Genomic DNA, 18,686 nt, shown 5'->3' with positions numbered 1-18,686 from the left:
GTTGACGAAGCTCAATAAGCGGACCACTAATTTGCGGCATTCAATTGCCCGCTTCCAAAGAGCGATGAACTCGATGCAGTGAGTCTAAGAGACGACTTCCGGCTCCAACTATTTTCGAAAGAACCTTTATCTGCTCCTTGCAAGCAAGATTTTCTGTAGGGACTGGGTAATTGATTTGATGGTCAACTTCTCCCCAGATCTCTTCAAACAACGTTCTTACCTGAACTTCACAGCAGAGTGGAGAATCTGCTCGGGGGCGCACAAGATAATGCACACTCGTATATGCCGTCGGCTTCTGAACGACTTCTAAATCAAAACCTTTAAAAAATTCAGCAGCTTCAGGGTCCCAAGTGTAGGCCGTTGCTCTTTCTCCAAGTACCCAGTCGCCAGCTTCCACCTTGCGCCTGACTAGGCTATCAATATGACCAAAATGCTCCTGAAAAAGATGAATTATTCTAACTCCGGCAAGATCAGTCACTCTGGAAAATAAATCTTCTGTTGATATCGGCCGACCTTCAGATCGTTTACGTTTCAGCTTTTCCCTTAGATGCTCCCGGTCTTTAAGGCGGCTTTTATAGGAGTGTACGATCTGATTGCCGTCAACGCGAAGATCCGGGTGATCTCCCAAGTAGTGGAGTACACCATCCATAAAAATCTTCAGCTCGTGGGTCATTGCATCGTATCGAACCAAGGAATCCTCATCCTCATTAGCGATATCTGCAGGATTGCCCTCCTCACCAGGCGAAAGAGGAGCGGTCACAGATACTGTACTCGGTTCAAGAAATCCCTCGCGAACTGATGATACGCGCCCTGGGTATCGCGAAATTTACTCTGATTTCCTGCGACAGTCCCTCTATCTTCGGCATCCAGAATTCCGCTATCTGGTAACTTCCACATCGGCATATGATACTTCTGCGACAAGCTCGGGAATGTATTGTGGCTGTGGATTATCGCATTATCCCCTATAGAAGCCTCCGCTACATTGGGAAATTCTATCATATTGCTGCGATCTATTGAGCTGTGGATTGTTCCCGGTATTTGTACAGCGTAATTCTGGTGAGCTTTTGCCAGATTTAGATCATTTTCATACTTGCTGTACCGTTTGGCATTGTAGAGCGTGAAACCCATGAACTTTACAAAAGACTGTGGAAAGCTTGAACGCTTCTGATCCGATATGAAATGGAAAATGCTTTCAAACTGCTTTCGCCAAGTACGAAGTGCGTCACCGATATTTCTGATGCCGTACACTGAGAAAAGATCAGGAGAACAGGGGATGATAAAACCATCCGCTAATGAAAGAAGATGCCTGTTGAGAGCCCCTAAGCTTGGGGATGTGTCGAATATAACGAGGTCATAGCCCTCCCGCTCCGCGTATTCGTAAGCCATCGTCCGAACGTGCGTGGCAGTGCGGATCGCAAGGGGATCCCCTTGATAGATGCCGCTCCATCGCTCGCCGATCTTGGCTTCAAAGAGATGTAAGGTCAGGCGCCCAGGAATCAGATCGACATTCCGCGCGAGCTTCAACGGTGGTGGCAAATTATCAAGGTCAGCGGTGCCATCCTCGGTTGGCTTTAAAAGAAAGTGGATTGAGCGCGGCGTACCAATCATGGCCGCGAACGTCGCATCTCCCATAGCTGTGCGGGCAGCTTGGAAATCCTCAATGAAGGGATCCTCAGCCGCCCAGACTTCATGGATGTTTTCCATTTCAGTCGACACAATTGTGAGATTGCATTGGGGGTCGAGGTCTATGAGTAAAACTTTTTGCCCAATTTCGCCGAGGGCATGGGCGAGGTGATAGGTCAATGTCGTTTTTCCGACGCCACCCTTGTTATTAAATATTGTTATGATGTTCGGCTTCACGCTCATCCCCTCTCTGGGTGTATGCATATCGAATGAGATGCTTATGGCAAGGTGCTCACCTAATGTTGCGCCTTAACTGTTCAATTTTTCTTTGTTGAGCGCCGATTGCGAACGCATGCAAACTGACGTTGGCACCAGTGCGAACGTCGGCTTTCGAGATGGGACGCTGCCGAGCCGAGTGGCTTATTGGCGCAAACCAGCTATTCCAAAAATGCCCCACCCCGGCTCTCTGTTACGTTGTTACATTAATACCCCCTATCGACATTCGATTTTAATGAGGAGATCAGGTTATGAGGGAGCCGCCTATGTTTACAGACGTGCTTCGATCTCCTGACCTAACGTAACAACGTAACAGGCCCGTCAACCCATGCCCCGCGAACGCCCCATCACCCTTGAAGGCTTGCTGCTGCTCGACGGCCGCCAGCTGATCCTACAGATGCCAGACGGCGGGCAGTGGCGGCTGCTTGCCCTAGGCCGCCATGACCGTCTGCTGGGCCGCAAGGCGCGCGTCGAGGGTGCCCGTCAGGGCCACGACGTGGTAGCGGTAGACAGGATCACTCCCGCGTGACGCTAACCCTGGATCAGGTGCCGTGGGGCGCTGCTTCCATGCTGCTGCGTCAGCATGGGGAGCGCGCTGCCTCTGTTGCCGCCGCGCGTGTCGAGGAGATGAAGCGGGCAGGCGACGCAGACGGTGTCGCGATGTGGAAGAAGATCGCGAGCTGCCTGACCAAACTTTCGCCGCCTGACCGCTTGTCCTAAAGTACGGCGGTCGCCTTTCCGCGTGGTCCATGCTATGTGCGCCCTGCATCAAGCAATCCAAGCCAATCAAAAATCCCTTTTCCCAAATAGAGAGACAGGTCGCATGTCCACAGAAGCTATATCGCAAGACACCCTCATCGCTTTGACTGCCGACATTGTCGCAGCGCACGTGTCGAACAACTCGGTCAGCGTCGGTGACGTTGCAGGCCTGATCGCGAACGTCCACGCCGCACTGTCCGGCCTTGGCACGCCTGCCGAACCTGAAGCGCCCAAGCAGGAGCCTGCCGTCTCCATTCGCGCGTCGGTCAAGCCAGACTATATCGTCTGCCTGGAGGACGGGAAGAAGCTCAAGATGCTGAAGCGGCATCTAAAGACGGCCTACCAGATGACGCCGGACGAGTACCGGGCCAAGTGGGGCCTTGCTGCTGACTATCCTATGACCGCGCCGAACTACGCCCAGCAGCGCAAGGACCTGGCAGTCAAGATCGGGCTGGGCAGGAAACCCAAGGCGGCTTCGGCCATCCCTGCTGAACAGACCGGAAAAGCGCCCGCGCCGCGTGGACGGAAGCCGAAGCCAAAGGTTGAAGCCGAGCCAGCCTGACGCGGTTGGCAACCAATCCTTTACACTGGGGCGGCACGATGCCGCCCCATGACTTTTAAGAAGCCCTTCCGCGCCGTACCTGTTCGCCCCGGCAGCTATTACGCAGCCCAGCGCCGCAAGCGTCGGCAGGAGAGGTTTGTGGCGCAAGCTCTGGCAGGATTGTTGATTTGCGCGGCGGTTGGCGCTGGCTCAATCTACATGGGTAATGAAGCCCCCTCCGACGATCGCTCAGCTGTCGAGCAGGTGATGACGGCCGATACCGTGCCGTACACGCCCGCGCCGCTGATGTCCGCCGCCGAGCTTGATGCGCAACAACCGGGGTCAGGCAGCGTTGCGACGGTAACTACGCCCCGCGCCCGGCCACTGCCCGCCGCAAGCGGATGGTCGTACCGCAACTGCGCCCAGGCGCGGGCCGCAGGTGCTGCGCCGCTGTACGCTGGACAGCCAGGATACGGACCCCACATGGACGGCGATGGTGACGGCATCGCGTGCGAGCCTTATCGCTGGCAGCGCTGACTATTCGTTTCCGCCCGTTGGCCGTCCTCCTGCCGCAGCCTCATGGCCATCGCCCCCATAGGGATGCCGAGCCGTGGTATGGGCGTGCCAGACCAGTGGCAGCATTGGCAGGCGGCTGAGCCGTTGACCGTTAGCAGTAGGCGGGGGAGCCAAGTCTGCCCCTGGCCGTTATTCCCTCTCACGACAGGGAGAGACGGAATGAAGCGCACATTCACAATAGAAGCGGCGATCGGTTTGAGCCTGGCGCTGGCGGCTTGCGGCGGCAAGGGCGACGACAAGCTAGGCGAGCAGGTGCAAGAAGCGGCCGAGAACAAGGCCGACAAGATGGACGCCATGGCCGACAACATGAGCGGCACAGCCGAGGACCTGATGCAGGCGAAGGCTGACGCCGCCCGAGAGGCCGGCGACGCCAAGGAAGAGGCAATTGACGACTCTGACATCAACGCTGAAGCGCTGACCCCTGCTGAGCGGGCGAAGGTTATAAACGGAAATTGACAAATTGACGGGGTTGGTGGCGATTACTCGCACCCAATCCCGTCACCGTCGCGATCCAAGTGCCGCCCGTACCCAGGATCGCCTACCCGTACCGGCGCGGCACCCGCAGCCCTTGCGGCGGAACAGTTTGCGAACGCTCCGCCGCCGCTGCCCGTGCCGGCTTGCCGCCTGGGAGCGGGAGCGCCGCTGGAACTCGTTCGGTGGCAATGGTATCCGCCATTTTTCCGGTCGTTATGACAGCCTTCAGCGTTCAGGCCTCCTGGATGGCCAAAGGCGCAAGGCGCGGAAAGTAAGTGTGCCACAATTGCAGCTCCGATTGCCGCTAGTCCAGAACGTCGAAGCGGCAACATGTGTCGTTCTTCCAAAACTAAAGGTTACCTTATGGCTGGCACCTGCAAACGAACAACCATCGTCACGAATTTGTCTGCAATAATCAACTGACTGAATTTCCCGATCCGGCGTCGCTAACGCTGGCAGCGGCACGAACTCAATGCCTGCGAAGAATGATCAGAAAAACTCATGCTTGGCTTTTTTCGACCGGGTCCCTGGTTATTGAGGATCCTTCATACGCATGGCAAAGCGGACCGCCGGTCTGACAATAAGCCTATACGCGAGACGTCGTCGGCTGGGCTTCCCCTCGATCCAAGCCGCCAACCCAGGGCCTATTCGATAATACAATCGTACAAAGCGTCGGCCGCCCGGCTTTTCGACTATCCACTCATCGCGAAATTGGCGGAGAAGCGTTACGTCGGGATGACTGAAATCTCCCATTGTCGCTGTAACAACGAAACAGGCATCGGCTTGCTTCTTTTCGACGGCGGGAGCCACATAAGTCTCGTCCATATCACGTAAAGCCGTAACTGCGGCTTCCATCATTCCGCGCAGCGTCTTTTCATATTCTGGAGTTATTCCATGAACACCTGAAACGCGATTGATAGAATCCCAATATTTGTATCCTTCGATATTGTCCTTCGTAAGGTGAACGATATTTTCTAGTATAACTTTATTTTGAGGGTCCCATTTTTCAGCCTGCTCCAAAGCATCTAACATTTGAGCGACTTGATTCAGATAAGAAGGCCACGTGTGATCAAGCGCCGCAAATTCCTCCATGTGGTTGCGCGCCATGCGGTAGAGGGCTGTGACGATCTTATTCAGTTCGCCAGTAACCTCGGCAATAATGGCTTCTCGCCGTTCTCCAGCGTTGGAAATGGCATGTCGAAACGCAATCAAGCCTTCTGACACTCGGAAATTTATTAAGGTCGATTGCCACGACGCCGCTCGCCCTTTCCCGATCCAAGCATCAGCTATAGTAGGATCAATCTCTAGGACACGATTGTAATAATCCAGTGCCTCTGCGTTGTTTGCCCCCAACTCCGCTGTCTGCGCCATTCCCATTAGCGTGGCTATTCCGCTTTGATCGGAAAGACGATCATGCGCTCCGGTAACAATTGTAGATCCTACCGCCTTCCCGCATTCACCACAAAACTTGTCAGTGTCGCGAACCTGAGCTCCGCATTCCGTACAATGGCCCATAAAATCACCCCAATTTCTCGCCTCACGTACAAAGAGACGAGGTCAGCAGTTTAAGTCAACCTTGGGTCACGATATCGTTATCCGTTTCAAGTGCATTAGACGTTTGTGATTGCGCGCTTTGGGGCCTCGCGGATCAATCAGCTATATGCGTCAACCGCGCCTCGAACCGAACGCCCGGCACCTGCTTTGACGTGCCGCGCATCCGTAGCGCCCCGTCGTTGGCCCTGCCCGCCATCTCTACGACCACGTTATTAAATCCGATGACGCTCACCACGCCGGGGATTGGGCGATGTTGCGTCACACTGACCTGCATGGTCAGCACCTCGCCGTCCTCCTCGTAGGTGCCGACATAAGCGTTGCCGCTGTCGCCGCCGCGCAGCTTGCCGCCCTCCTGTAGGACCAGCACGCCAAAGTCGGTGCCGTAGGTGGAGGTGAAGGCTATCTTGTACAGGCCGGTGGGGAGGGACATTCTCGGGCTCCTGCTGTTGGGCAGCTGGGCCGGAGGGGCTGGGCGTGAGGCGGCCGGGTCCGGACCGGCTGGGTGATGCTGGATAGTCGATAGCGGGATGGGGCGGTGGGGACCAATGATGGCCAAAAGCGGACAAGCGGCTTTTCTGCAAACAAAAACGGAATCATATCGGCAGCTTAAATTGGACTCGCAGATGCGAGTTCTTGATTCAAGCGGAAAAGCCGGGCCAGCATTTCGTCCTCGTTCAGTAACCCTGCGCGCCAATCGTTGCCCCAGCCATAGGCGTCCGCCACCGCTGCGTCCAGCGCACGATGCGCATTGTCCAGCCAAGCGGGCCGCGCATTATACAGGTTGGTTAGCGTCCGCTTGGCCAATATCTTCGCCGCTTCGTCGCTGACTGGCAGGATGCGGTCGGGATAACCGACCACCACCTCCGGCTCGCGCCGCACCAGATCGGCGGGGTTGAGCCAGTTTTCCCGCAGCTCATTGAGCCGCGCCGCGGCGGCCGCGATGGCGATGGCGCGGGGATCGTCTGCATAGTTGGCGGCGGGGATGTCGGGCGTCAGGCCTTGCGGGAAGGGGAAGGTTTCGAAGGTGGTGGAGGGCGTGTAGCGCGGGTCATTGCCGACACCCAGAAACGTGCCCATGCGCAGCGACCAGATTTCATGGAAGCGCGAATGCAAGATGCCGAAGGTTGTGTCATCGTCGCGGGCGATTACGATTACCAGATTTTCGGGCAAATAGTCTGGGGTGAGCCATATGAAAATCCGGTACTTTGCGACCATCGCTGTTCCGACGTATCGCTTCAGAGGTCGAATAGCCTCGTACATTTCCGGCCGCGCTCTTTCAAATCGCCACCACGTCTCTCTGTTTTTCAATGTCTTGCTGAGTTGCCGAGCAGGGTAAATTACTCGCTCAGCATAGGAAAACGGCCCTTCGAAAAGACATATCTCTGCCAACGTCGTTTTAGGGCCAAAATCCAATATCCATCGATCTGTAGGACGGCGAACTATTTCCAGTCCGTTGACAGATTTTTTGATCACGCCAGAATTTGGCAATCCGTTCGGATTGCCCTTCATTTGCAAAAGTGCGCGTGCTGTTTCCCCTTCCAGATCAAAAGGCCCTGATTTAGTAACGCCCATGAACGAGAGATTGGCGTTCAACCGCAACTTGTTCGCTTTAGTCAAATCGGTCCCATCGCCGCCAAGCTTGAGGTCTGCGGCGACAGCCGTGACAGATGTTCCATCGAGATACGCTGGTTCGCCGTGGAGGCAATCAAAACAAATCATCGATACTCGAACGGAAGCGCCATCAACTGTCCAGCCTTCATCGCTCCATGCTTCAAAGATGCGCCCCTGCTCCACTATCGGCTTCAACACCTCTCGGTTCGCGCCGCCCCTTATGCTGTTGGTGCAAACCAGTCCCGCCCGCTTGAGTACCCCCGCCTCCATCTGCGCCCACGCCTTGGCGAACCAATAGCAGACTAGGTCGACCCCACCCGGCACATCCTTCCACGCTTTGCGCAGCGCGACCGCATAATCCTCGCCCAGTTCGCGGAGCATCTTCTTGTTGCCCAGAAACGGCGGGTTCCCCACCACCACGTCTGCCGCCGGCCACTCCGCTCGCGTTCCCCCCGCATTCAGCACCGCATCGCGATTCTCGATCGTATCCAACGTCCGCAATATCGGGTTCTTTGCCGCGTCGAATCCGTTGCGCCGCATCCACTGGATTTCGCCGATCCACACCGACACCCGCGCCAGTTCGGCGGCATAGGGGTTGAGTTCGATGCCCAGCACGCATTCCGGCCCAACGCGCGGAAAGCCGCGCGGTAGCCCCAGCGCTTCGGCCTCCAGATTGGCGCGATGCTCGATGTCTTTCAGCGCCAGCAGCGACAGATACAGGAAATTGCCGGAGCCACAGGCCGGGTCCAGCACCCGGAAACCCGCAATCCGCTCCAGGAACGCGCGGTGGATTGCCTCCGCCTCGTTCACCGCCTTGGTCCGCGCCGCCAATTCCTTGCCGCGCAGCAGCTTTTCCGCCGTCGCGCGCGGCGCTCCCTCGACCAGCGCAGTCATCCGCGCCAGCGCATCGGCCCATTCCGCCTCCAGCGGCGCGATCAGCACCGCCCGCACGATCTGCATAATCTTGTCGCGGTCGGTATAATGCGCGCCCAGCTGGCTGCGCTTGGACGGGTCCAGCCCGCGCTCGAACAGCGTGCCCAGAATCGACGGGTCGATCTCGGACCAGTCCAAATGGGCGGCGGTCAGCAGGTTGTCGATGTCGGCCCGGTCCAGCGGCAGCGCCCCGTCATCGTCGAACAGCCCTCCATTGAACCAATCCACCCGCTCGAACCCCACCGCGCCGCCCGACTTCATCGCCGCGAACAGCGTTTGCGCATGGGTGGCGAAATCGTTGGGCGCGCTCCGGCTATGTTCCAGCATGCGCGTGAACATCTTGTTCGGCAACAGGTTCACGTCTTCGGCGAACATGCAGAAGATCAGCCGGTTGACGAAATGCGCGACAAGGTGCGGCTCATTGCCACGATCGCGCAATCGCTGCGCCAACGTCGAAAATTCCTTGGCTGCGTCCTCGGTCAGCGACTGCCGCGTCTTGCTGGGTTTAAGCGCCTCGGGGTTCAAGAATGCATCGCGCAACAGGTCGCGCCGGGCCGCGTCGGCCAGGTCTTCTATGCCGAATTCATGCCGGACCTGCACCGTGTTGGTCCAGTTGGTATGGATGCGGAACCTCTGCATGTCGGACACGATCAACAGCGGCGGGCTTTCCAGCGCGATGCTATATTGCAGCAACTGGCTGAACGCTTTGTCCAGATCCTTGTTCTTGCCCTTATATTCCCACGCGAAACATTCGCGCCGCCACACGTCCGCCCAGCCTTCACCCCCGCTAGTTTTCGACGCGCCCTTCTCGAACGTGAACCATTCGCCCTTGGGATCAGCGCTGATCGGGTCTTCGATGCCCAGCAACGCACAAAGATCGTTGAAATGGCTTTGCGATGCCGTCCGCTCCTTCAGCTCGACATTACGCCATTTGGTGATGAAATCATGCGGGGTCATCGGATGGTCTCAACAGAAATCGCGGCGCGCCGCAATGGATTTGGGCCCTACAATTTACAGGTTCTCCAGACGGCTTAGGAACGCTGTACCGACAGCACTGCCAATTCGTCGATGCACTATCGCAATCCAAGGGCAAGTTGTGCAGCGAAAATCTTGCGCGAGCTGGAAGTGGCGCATTGCCACCAAACACTGCCTTGAAGCGTTGCGCCGCGATGACGAAGGCAATTTCGACCTTGCAGGCGAAAATGGATGCTGCCGTTCACGCATCGGACTTTGAAGAGGCCAAGCGCTGCCGCGACATGATCAGCCTGATGAGAAGCGGCGTCACGGCGGCCGAGGCTGAGCGGGCCGATCTGTCAGGCATGGAGCGCCAGCAACCGGGCGCGATGGGCCTGGGAACCAGCCGGCAGCGAGCGACTCCCCACCGGATTGGAAGCCGCCTGCCAAGCCGATCCCATGACCACGGGCACACCCTCACATGTCGGGCATCGCAAGTGATGGCGACGAACGCCCGCGACGCTACGCTGCGCTACTCGCCGCCCGCGCGCCTGGATCGACCGTTTGCCCGAGTGAAGTTGCCCGCGCCATAGCTCCACCAGACGCATGGCGGGACGCGATGCCTACGGTCCACGCTGCTGTAGACCGCCTCCGCGCCGGTGGCCTGATTCAGCTGAGCTGGAAGGGCGAGCCGCTGGCGGAACGGGTTGGACCGTATCGCATTCGCCGCAAGAATCGGAATTGAGGGGCGACATTGTATTCGCTGCGGGACGACGCCGTCTTGGGAGCCGAGGGGATAGTAAGGCCCTGTCCGAGTGCCTTTGGTAGCCGGCAGCGGGGCGATGTACTCGACGGACGTCGACGGCTGAAACAAAAGGAAGTGGCTGCTGCGTCTAGCACAGCTGGATCACGTAACAGCGTAACTGCAGTTGGTGTCATATGACCCAACATCAGCAGATTATGCCCGCCCGCCGCGGCGATCTCCAGCGCGCGCTTGGCGACCTCCTGCCCCTTGACCTGTTTCAGGTCCGCGCCCCGCACCGGCGCCTCCACCACGCCCGGCTGCGGCGCCGACAGCGCCGACGTCCCCTTGAAATGATTGAGCAAACCCATCAGATCCGGCGCGGCGACGACCTCGACCTCGCCGGCCCAGGCGGCCTCCGCCCCCTGCGCGACCGGACAGACCAGCCCCATTTCCTGGCTGCCCGCATGGAGCGCCGCCAGCAGCACGCCGGGCGACGGCGCGGTGCGCCCGTCCAGCCCCAGTTCGCCGACCACGACATAGCCCGCCAGCGTCTCGGCATCGATCACACCCATCGCGCCCAGCAAAGCCAGCGCAATCGGCAGGTCGAAATGCGATCCCTCCTTGGGCAGGTCGGCGGGCGACAGATTCACCGTGATCCGCTTGGGCGGCAACGACAGGCCGATCGCGGCGATCGCGTTGCGCACCCGCTCGCGGCTTTCGGCCACCGCTTTGTCGGGCAGGCCGACGAGGATGAAATTGGGCAGGCCGGGCACGAGCTGGCACTGCACCTCCACGGCGCGCGCCTCCAACCCCAGATAAGCGACCGTCGATACCGTTGCGACCAAATGCCCCCGCCTTTTCCCGCTGCCCCGCCAGTCTATTGCCGCACTATTCTTCTACCGGTTCCCCGGTCCGGTCCCGCGCAGGCTCGTCCGGCCGCCCCTTGAACCCCTGCGCCACGACATACCATTCAACGCTGCCCTTGCGGCTGGCCGGCGGCTTGGCATGCTTGATCGTGGTGAAATTCTTCTTGAGCAGCACCAGCAACTCGCCGTCGGTCCCGCCCGCGAACACCTTGGCGACGAAGGTGCCGCCCTTGCGCAGATTCTCCACCGCGAACCAGGCCGCGGCCTCGACCAGCCCCATGGTGCGCAGGTGATCGGTCGCGGCATGGCCGACGGTGTTGGCCGCCATGTCGGAAATGATGAGGTCCGGCGCGTCGCCCAGCGCATCGCGCAGCATCTGCGGCGCCTTGTCGTCCATGAAATCCATTTCGAACAGGGTCACGCCCGCGATCGGATCGACCGGCAGCAGGTCGATACCCACCACCGCCGCTTTCGGGGCCATCTTGCGCACCACCTGCGCCCAGCCGCCCGGCGCTACCCCTAAGTCCACGACCGCCTTCGATCCCTTCACGAAATGGAATTTCTCGTCCAGTTCGATCAGCTTGAAGGCGGCGCGGCTGCGCCACCCTTCCGCCTTCGCCTTGCGGACATAGGGATCGTTCAGATGCCGCTCCAGCCAGCGCACCGACTGCGCCGTGCGGCCCTTGGCGGTCTTGACCCGCACCTTGCCGACACCAGACCCTCTCACATCTCTCTCCCGTCGCGGTCCATCAGGCCGCGCAATATGCCTTCGCGAATCCCCCGGTCGGCCACGCCCAGTCGCGCGGCCGGCCAGATGTCGAGGATCGATTCCAATATGGCGCAGCCCGCCACCACCAGATCGGCGCGCTCGGTGCCGATGCAGGGCAGCTTCTGCCGCTCGGCCAGCGCCATGGTCGACAGCCGCTCCGAAATGGCGCGCATCGATTCGCATGGCACGATCAGGCCGTCGATCGCCTGCCGGTCGTAGCGCGGCAGGTTGAGGTGCAGGCTGGCCAGCGTCGTCACCGTGCCCGACGTGCCCAGCAGGCGGATATCCTCCGCCCCCTGCGGCAGGCGCCGGGCGAGCGGCGAGAAAGCCTCGCTGACCCGCGCGCGCATCCGGTCATAGGCGGCCAGCCGTTCCGCCTTGTCGCCATGGTCGAACGCCTCGCTCTCCGTCAGGGACACGACGCCCCAGGGCGCGCTGACCCAGTCGACGATCCTCGGCGCGCCCGTCGTTCCGTGCGAATCGACCAGCACGAGTTCGGTCGATCCACCGCCAATGTCGAAGATCAGCGCCGGTCCATCGCCCGGCTCCAGCAACGCATGGCACCCCAGTACCGCCAGCCGCGCTTCTTCCTGCGCGCTGATGATGTCGAGCGCGATGCCGGTTTCGCGATAGACCCGCTGGATGAACTCCGCCCCGTTCGACGCACGGCGGCAGGCTTCGGTCGCGACCGATCGTGCCAGCGTGACGTGGCGGCGACGCAATTTGTCAGCGCACACGGACAGCGCCGCGATCGCGCGATCGATCGCCGCATCGCTGATCCGACCGGAAGACGCCAGTCCCTCGCCGAGCCGGACGATCCGCGAAAAGGCGTCGATGACGATGAAGCCGTCGGCGGACGGCTTGGCGATCAGCAGGCGACAATTATTCGTGCCCAGGTCGATCGCGGCATAGGATCGACGCTCACGCGCGCCATGGGGCGGAAAGCCCCGTTGCGTCGACGGGGGCGGAATGGCCGCAGCCTTGCTCCCATCGCCCGGACCGGAACGGGCGCGCTTGCCCGCATAACGGCCGGCCGGGCCGGAACTCTGCGGCGATGGGCGGCTCTGCTGCACCATGCCGTAACTCGCTTCTACATTCGCCAGCCGCCAAAGGGCGACCGGAACTTGCCCCCATGCTTAAGCAGATATGACGCATCGCGCAAGGCGCGGCCGGCATCGCCGCCAGCGCAAGACTTAAGAATGATTAAGGATACGTCTTGCACGTCCCGCAAAGGCAGGGTTCGTTTCGGATCAGCAAAGAACAAGATCGCTCGGTCGACGTCATCGCCTTTAGGATAAAACAGACATGCTGTGACGTTTTGGATACATGACGCAAGTTTTCATGATTGTACGATTGTCTTGGGCAATACAGTTGATTAGCCTCCCATTCGGTCTTTGGGGAGTTTATATCATGCACATTCGCAAGAATGGTGCGGGCCTGTTGGCGCGCGTCGGTCGTCCCGCACTGCTGGCATCCGCTGCCATAGCCGCGCTTGCCGTCGCGCCCGTGGCGCAGGCCGTCGTGCCGACCGACGACAAGAGTCCCAGCGACATCATCGACGGCAGCGACGTCAACGGCGTAGGCATCATGTATCGCGACGACGGTTTCGTCTGCACCGGCACGCTGATCAACCCGCGCACGGTCATCTTCGCCGCGCATTGCGTCAACGACCTGACGTCCGCCGACTACAGCACCGTCAACGGCGGCGTGCCCGTCGCCTTCGCCTTCCAGAACAATGCACGGCCCGGCCTCATCGACTGGATTTCGAACAATTACCGCACGAATACGGCGCTCAGCGTCTATAACGTCAACAACATCGCCTATAATCCGGAATCGCTCGATCCGCCGGCGCTCAGCTTCCTCTATGGCGACGTTGCGATGGCGACGCTCGACACGCCCGCATCCGACGTACCGACCTGGGCGGTGCTTTTTTCCGCGCTGCCCGCCCCGTCGTCGATCAGCGAAACGAGCGGCACCGGCTATCATGTGACGATCACCGGCTATGGCCGCAGCGGCAGCGGAAGCACCGGCAACAGCTATGGCATCGACTTCCGTCGCAAGACGGCCGAGAATTTCCTGGGTATGCTGGGCTCGCTCGACGATGTCGACAGCTTCCTCTTCGGCGAAGCCGGCGGCTATACGCAGAATCTCTACCACACCGATTTCGACGATCCGACGCGGGAAAACCCTTTCGACTTCAACCTGTTCAAGGATGACGCCCTGCCCAACGAAGGCAGCACCGCGGGCGGCGATTCGGGCGGTCCCCTGATTCTGGACCAGGCGTTCGATGAAAAGACCGTGATCGGCGTCCTGTCGGGCGGCAGCCGTTACTTCTTCGAACAACCGGCCAGTTCCTATGGCGGCTCGTCCTTCTATCAGCCGCTCTATCTTTTCTGGGACTGGATCGCGCAGAACAACCCCTATCGCTATGCCACCGCCAAGGCCGGCGACGGCAAATGGAGCGACGCCGAACATTGGGTAACCGCGCTCGATCCCAATTATCGCATCATCGACAGCACCGGCAAGCTGGTGAACGGCGTGCCCACCACGCCGGGCGCCGGCGCCTTTGGGCAGGACGATACGCAGAAGTTCGGCCAGCTCTGCTATACGCCCGACGGCATCTGCTATGATGTCGGCACCGGCGAGCTGACCGTGGACGGCGTGCCCGTCACGGAGGACGGCACGGCCCCTGCCACCTCGTCCACCGGCGCACGGACGGTTTCCAACAACAAGGGCAAGGTGGAAATCGCCGAGCGCAGCCCTGATGGCGAAAGCGTCACGCTTGCCGGCGGCGCCATTCACGAGGCGCAGGCCGAAGGCGATGTGGAAGCCGCCATTCTGCCCAGCCCCACCTTGGCCAACGGCCTGCCCGGCGCGACCGGCTTCGTGCCCGACAATATCGATCCGCAGGCGTCGGCAGGCGTGGTCGGCCGCTATTATGACGTGACGCTGAGCGCCGCCGGCAAGACCACGCTGGACATCGACGCCACCGTGGACCGCTTCACCATTTCTGGCACGGGCGCGACACTGGACGTCACCGCGGACGGATCGCTGACCAGCCTGATGGACATTTCCCATCTCGCCGGCGTGGTGAACGTCGATGGCACGGTCGAAACCCCGGGCGACTATTTCCTGATGACCGGCCTGCTGTCGGGCACCGGCACCGTGCGCGCGCCCTATTTCACCAACATATTGGGCGTGGTGGCGCCGGGCGGCATCGGCAAGATCGGCACGCTGACCGTCGAGGGCAATGCGCTGCTCACCTCGGGCAGCACGCTGCATATCGACCTGGGCGCCAATGGCGTGTCTGACGTGCTGGCGGTCAAGGCCACGCAATTCGTCGCGGATGACGGCGACGGCGAAGTCGAAACCCCGCCCACCGGCAGCGAAGGCGATGGCGGCGGTAGCACCGCAGAGCAGCGCACCGGCGCCGCCATCACCGCAGCGCAGGCCGACGGCGACGTGTCGCTGCTCGCGGCCGGCGATCCGATCGACGGCATCGCTGCGGTCGGCGGTCAGGTGGTCTTCGGCGCGACCGCCGGCACCAAGATCCGCTATGGCAACCAATATACGTTCGTGACGGCGGAAGGCGGCGTCGACGGCACCTTCACTGCCCCGGCACAGCTGTCGGCGGTACTCAAGCCCGTGCTGATCTATGGCGACAACAGCGTCAGCGTCCAGATCGACGCCGGTCTCTATGCCTCGGTGGTGAACCCGGCTGCCCAGAACCAGACCAGCTTCGCCCAACTGCTCGACCAGAACCGCTCGCTCTACGCCAATTACGCCGCCCTTTATGGCGAGGCGGACCTGCTGAGCGTCGCCGGCGTGCAGGCGACGTTCGAGGCGATGGCGCCACGCACCGAAGCGCTCAAGACGTCGATGGCCGAGGTGCTCAACGACAATATGGCGCGCTTCTATCGCGATCGCCTGACCAAGCTGGACGCCGGATCGATGGGCGGCACGCTGACCATGACCGGCCAGCCGATCCAGCTCGCCTCCGCCAGCCTCAACAATATCGATCTGGGCATGGACCAGGGCGGCGGCGACGACACGACGACCCGCGAAGGCGTGCTGCCCGACGATATGAGCGCGTTCCTGGCGGGCGGCTATCTCGACGGCAAGAGCGCGCCGATGCGCACCGCCGTGCCGCTCGGTCGTGACCAGTTCGATGGCTGGTATGCGGCGGCGGGCGTCGAAAAGGCGTTCGGCGACAATGGCGTCATCGGCCTGGCTGCGTCCTTCAGCGAACTGAAGGGCAATACCGGCGCCAATGACTGGGCGCGCGCGCGCCTCTATCAGGGCACCGTTTACGGCGCCTTCGACCTCTCCGGCGTCAAGCTGGACGCGGTCGGCAGCGCCGGCACGCTTGCCACCCGCTCGCGCCGCGCCTTCGCCGTCGGCGTCACGCCCTACACCCTCTATGGCAGCGACCAGGAACTCGCGCTGTCGGGCGAACTTGGCCTCAGCAAGGCGCTGGGCGGCGACGCCTTCAGCATCGTGCCGCGCGCCTCGATCCGCGGCGCCTATATCAGCTCGGGCAACCTGGCCGAATATGGCGGCGACGCCGCGCTGGTGATCAAGCGTCACGCCATCCGCAGCGCGCAGGGTCGCCTGGGCGCTACGGTCAAGGCCAACACCGGCGGCTTCAAACCCTATGTCACCGCCAACTTCGTCCATGAATTCAACGACCAGCCGGCCTATTTCCTGGCCAATCTGGTCGGCGGCACCGGCAGTCTGGCGCCCTTCGCGCTCGGCGGTTCGGATCGCAACTGGGGCGAGGCGGGCGGCGGCCTGACGGTCACCACGGGCAATGTCGATCTCAGCCTGTCGGCCGACACCACCCTGTGGCGCAAGGACGTGAAATATCAGAGCTATCGCGCCAGCGTGAAGTTCCGCTTCTGATTTCCGGCTCCCAGCCGAAAGGAAAGGGCCGCCCGATGGGGCGGCCCTTTTCGTTGGTGTCGGGATTGGATAGGATTACGCACTTCCGTTCGCTTCGAGCCTGGTCAAGGATCGGGTGGCCCGCCTTTCTCGTTTCTCGACACGCTCGAAAACGGGCAGAGGCGGCTTAGCGGCTCCCCCCCCTCTCTCACTGCGTATACAGCTTCACCAGCCGATAGAGAAATGCCCGCCCGTCCAGCAGCGACTTGACGCGGATGCGCTCGTTCAGGCCATGGACGCCCTGCCCGTCCGGGTCGGCGAACATGCCCGACACGCCATAGGTGGGAATCCCCGCCGCATTGGTGAAGCGCCCGTCGGTTGCCCCGGTGGCGAGGCGCGGGATCACCGGCACGCCGGGCCACATCTCCTTGGTCAGCGTTTCGATCGGCCCCATGATCTGTGGCGTCAGTTCCGGCGCGGAGGATTTGGGCTGCGGCGGATCGGCCAGCGTCACCTTCACCTTCGGATCGGCGGCGACCTCGCCCAATCGCGCCAGCACCGACACCACGCTCTCGCCGGGAATGATGCGGCAATTGACGTTCGCAGTCACCGATTGCGGCTGGGCATTGGGCGCATGGCCGCCGGAAATCAGCGTCGGGATGCAGGTGGTGCGCAGCGTCGCGTTCCAGCTCGCGCTCTCGGCCGACACTGCGGCATAGTCGGCCTCGGTCGCCTTGCCCACGCCGATCGCCGCCATCGCGCTCGACACCTTCGCCGGGTAGAGCGGCGCCGACGCACCGAAATAGGCCTTGGCCGCCGGGGTCAGGTTCACCGGGAAATCATAGTCGTTGATCCGCGCCAGCGCCGCCGCCATCCAGCCGATCGCATTGACATGCGGCGTCTGGCGCGAACTGTGGCCGCCCGGCGCGGTCGCGGTGAAGGTGAAGTCCTGATAGACTTTCTCGCCCGCCTGCACGCCTTGGCTCACCGGCTTGCCGCTCTCGTCCAGCGACCCGCCGCCTCCCTCGTTCAGCGCCCATCCGGCCTTGAGCGCCTCGGGCTTGGTCTTGAGCAGATATTCGACCCCGTTGAGCGCCTTCTCCGTTTCCTCGCCGCAGGTCAGTGCCAGCTTGATCGTGCGCTTTGGCTTATAGCCTTCCGTCTTGTAGCGGATCATCTGGTCGGTGAAGGCCGCCGCCATGGCCTTGTCGTCCGACGTACCCCGGCCATAGAAATAGCCGCCCTCCTCGATCAGGCTGAACGGATCGCGCACCCAGTCGGCGCGCTTGGCCGCAACCACATCGATATGGGCGAGCAGCAGCACGGCCGGCAGCTTGGCGTTGCTGCCGCGCAGGATCGCGGTCAGATTGCCTTCCTTCGGATGCGCCGGATCGACGATGATCGCCACGTCGCCGTCGGCATAGCCGGCCGCTTTCAGCCGCGCGCCCATCCGTTCGGCCGCCAGCGTGCAACTGCCGTCGGGCCAGCTCGAATCGGTTTCGACCAGTTCCTTGTAAAGACCCCGGAAAGCGGCCTCGTCCCCGCGCGCCTGCGCATCCGGGGTCGCGGCATGAGCGCTGGTGGTGACGAGAAGCGCCGCGATCAGCGCGGCGGCGGGACGGTGAAATGCCATGGAAAAGCCCCTTGGATGGAAGAGGCGACCAGCTTGGCGGAGCGGCGGGATGAGGGCAAGACTTCCGGCACGACCTGTTCCCGCGCAGGCGGCAACATGCCACGCTTCACAAGGGCAGCAGCGCCGCCACGATCTGCCGCTCCTCGGCGCGCAGCACGCCCCAGGCGCGGGCGGCGGCGCGGCTGTCCATCGCCTCCACGCCGATCCCCAGCGCCTCGACCGCGCGGACAAAGGCGCGCGGCGGCTGGCGCAGCGCCGCGCCGGTGCCCAGCAGCAGGAATTCAGGCTGCGGCTCGGTATCGAACAGGTCGCCCAGCGACGCTACCGTCAGCCCATCCACGCCCGGCGCATCGGCCCAGGCCAGCGCCCGCACCGGGCTGAGCAGCAGGCCGTCGGGAAACACGTCGTCGCGCACCCGAAAGCCGCGGCCCTGAAAGCCGGTGACGATCGGTCCCTGACCGTCATCGTCCCGGCGGACCTTTATCCCGACA

The 18,686-nt window shown here is 61.5% G+C and carries 18 protein-coding genes and 2 pseudogenes; 8 read left to right on the top strand and 12 right to left on the bottom strand.

Features of this window, described 5'->3' with window-relative positions:
* Positions 1–40 precede the first annotated feature (40 nt).
* The gene (locus SBA_RS05095) at positions 41–760 is read right to left on the bottom strand and encodes a RelA/SpoT domain-containing protein (RefSeq protein ID WP_261936112.1); all 720 of its coding nucleotides are present in this window, start codon (positions 758–760) and stop codon (positions 41–43) included.
* A complete protein-coding gene (locus SBA_RS05090) occupies positions 757–1,860 on the bottom strand; it encodes a ParA family protein (RefSeq protein WP_261936111.1) in 1,104 nt (367 codons plus the stop codon). The genes SBA_RS05095 and SBA_RS05090 overlap by 4 nt, the downstream gene beginning before the upstream one ends.
* 367 nt (positions 1,861–2,227) lie before the next feature.
* On the opposite strand from SBA_RS05090, the gene SBA_RS05085 reads away from it, so the two are divergent.
* The 5 genes from SBA_RS05085 to SBA_RS05065 all read left to right on the top strand — a co-directional run bounded on the left by SBA_RS05085 (position 2,228) and on the right by SBA_RS05065 (position 4,231).
* Entirely contained in the window at positions 2,228–2,428 is a 201-nt protein-coding gene (locus SBA_RS05085) for a DUF5818 domain-containing protein (RefSeq protein ID WP_261936110.1), read from the top strand.
* Positions 2,425–2,619 (top strand): DUF6961 family protein, encoded by a 195-nt coding sequence (locus SBA_RS05080; protein WP_261936109.1) that lies wholly within the window; start codon positions 2,425–2,427, stop codon positions 2,617–2,619. The genes SBA_RS05085 and SBA_RS05080 overlap by 4 nt, the downstream gene beginning before the upstream one ends.
* Before the next feature lie 103 nt (positions 2,620–2,722).
* On the top strand, positions 2,723–3,220 hold the full coding sequence (locus SBA_RS05075) for a MucR family transcriptional regulator (protein WP_261936108.1): 498 nt from the start codon (positions 2,723–2,725) through the stop codon (positions 3,218–3,220).
* A 48-nt stretch (positions 3,221–3,268) separates the two neighbouring features.
* Positions 3,269–3,736, top strand: coding sequence for an excalibur calcium-binding domain-containing protein (locus SBA_RS05070; protein WP_261936107.1), 468 nt, complete (start codon positions 3,269–3,271; stop codon positions 3,734–3,736).
* Positions 3,737–3,934: 198 nt separating this feature from the next.
* Positions 3,935–4,231, top strand: coding sequence for a hypothetical protein (locus SBA_RS05065; protein WP_261936106.1), 297 nt, complete (start codon positions 3,935–3,937; stop codon positions 4,229–4,231).
* Between the two features lie 23 nt (positions 4,232–4,254).
* On the opposite strand, the gene SBA_RS05060 is transcribed toward SBA_RS05065, so the two are convergent.
* From SBA_RS05060 to SBA_RS25260, 5 genes and pseudogenes are all read right to left on the bottom strand, one after another.
* Positions 4,255–4,581 (bottom strand): excalibur calcium-binding domain-containing protein, encoded by a 327-nt coding sequence (locus SBA_RS05060; RefSeq protein ID WP_261936105.1) that lies wholly within the window; start codon positions 4,579–4,581, stop codon positions 4,255–4,257.
* A 199-nt stretch (positions 4,582–4,780) separates the two neighbouring features.
* Positions 4,781–5,620 carry a CFI-box-CTERM domain-containing protein gene (locus SBA_RS05055; RefSeq protein WP_261936104.1) on the bottom strand — a complete coding sequence of 280 codons (840 nt, stop codon included), beginning with the start codon at positions 5,618–5,620 and terminating at the stop codon, positions 4,781–4,783.
* A 277-nt stretch (positions 5,621–5,897) separates the two neighbouring features.
* On the bottom strand, positions 5,898–6,233 hold the full coding sequence (locus SBA_RS05050; protein WP_261936103.1) for a GrlR family regulatory protein: 336 nt from the start codon (positions 6,231–6,233) through the stop codon (positions 5,898–5,900).
* A 176-nt stretch (positions 6,234–6,409) separates the two neighbouring features.
* Positions 6,410–8,608 carry a class I SAM-dependent DNA methyltransferase gene (locus SBA_RS05045; RefSeq protein ID WP_261936102.1) on the bottom strand — a complete coding sequence of 733 codons (2,199 nt, stop codon included), beginning with the start codon at positions 8,606–8,608 and terminating at the stop codon, positions 6,410–6,412.
* Positions 8,609–9,304: pseudogene (locus SBA_RS25260) on the bottom strand (type IIL restriction-modification enzyme MmeI); the annotation flags it as partial.
* A 212-nt stretch (positions 9,305–9,516) separates the two neighbouring features.
* Between SBA_RS25260 and SBA_RS05035 the strand changes: the two are divergent.
* Both SBA_RS05035 and SBA_RS05030 read left to right on the top strand, forming a co-directional pair.
* Complete coding sequence (locus tag SBA_RS05035) at positions 9,517–9,894, top strand: UvrB/UvrC motif-containing protein (protein WP_315975818.1); 378 nt, start codon at positions 9,517–9,519, stop codon at positions 9,892–9,894.
* Complete coding sequence (locus tag SBA_RS05030) at positions 9,783–10,046, top strand: DUF3253 domain-containing protein (protein WP_261936100.1); 264 nt, start codon at positions 9,783–9,785, stop codon at positions 10,044–10,046. The genes SBA_RS05035 and SBA_RS05030 overlap by 112 nt, the downstream gene beginning before the upstream one ends.
* A 197-nt stretch (positions 10,047–10,243) precedes the next feature.
* On the opposite strand, the pseudogene SBA_RS05025 reads toward SBA_RS05030, so the two are convergent.
* From SBA_RS05025 to SBA_RS05015, 3 genes and pseudogenes are all read right to left on the bottom strand, one after another.
* A pseudogene (locus SBA_RS05025) lies at positions 10,244–10,891 on the bottom strand (magnesium chelatase domain-containing protein); the annotation flags it as partial.
* 43 nt (positions 10,892–10,934) lie between these two features.
* Complete coding sequence (locus SBA_RS05020; protein ID WP_261936099.1) at positions 10,935–11,639, bottom strand: RlmE family RNA methyltransferase; 705 nt, start codon at positions 11,637–11,639, stop codon at positions 10,935–10,937.
* Positions 11,636–12,757, bottom strand: a complete 1,122-nt coding sequence (locus SBA_RS05015) for a Ppx/GppA phosphatase family protein (protein WP_224550584.1) — start codon at positions 12,755–12,757, stop codon at positions 11,636–11,638. The genes SBA_RS05020 and SBA_RS05015 overlap by 4 nt, the downstream gene beginning before the upstream one ends.
* A 334-nt stretch (positions 12,758–13,091) precedes the next feature.
* Between SBA_RS05015 and SBA_RS05010 the strand changes: the two genes are divergently transcribed.
* Complete coding sequence (locus tag SBA_RS05010) at positions 13,092–16,583, top strand: autotransporter domain-containing protein (RefSeq protein ID WP_261936098.1); 3,492 nt, start codon at positions 13,092–13,094, stop codon at positions 16,581–16,583.
* 187 nt (positions 16,584–16,770) lie between these two features.
* On the opposite strand, the gene SBA_RS05005 is transcribed toward SBA_RS05010, so the two are convergent.
* Together SBA_RS05005 and SBA_RS05000 are read right to left on the bottom strand one after the other, a co-directional pair.
* A complete protein-coding gene (locus SBA_RS05005; RefSeq protein WP_261936097.1) occupies positions 16,771–18,195 on the bottom strand; it encodes a M20/M25/M40 family metallo-hydrolase in 1,425 nt (474 codons plus the stop codon).
* Positions 18,196–18,301: 106 nt separating this feature from the next.
* Complete coding sequence (locus tag SBA_RS05000) at positions 18,302–18,610, bottom strand: Mth938-like domain-containing protein (RefSeq protein ID WP_390902389.1); 309 nt, start codon at positions 18,608–18,610, stop codon at positions 18,302–18,304.
* Positions 18,611–18,686: the final 76 nt, after the last annotated feature.

The sequence above is a fragment of the Sphingomonas bisphenolicum genome (assembly GCF_024349785.1).
GTDB lineage: Bacteria > Pseudomonadota > Alphaproteobacteria > Sphingomonadales > Sphingomonadaceae > Sphingobium > Sphingobium bisphenolicum.
This window is presented reverse-complemented; position numbering and strand designations above follow the sequence as displayed.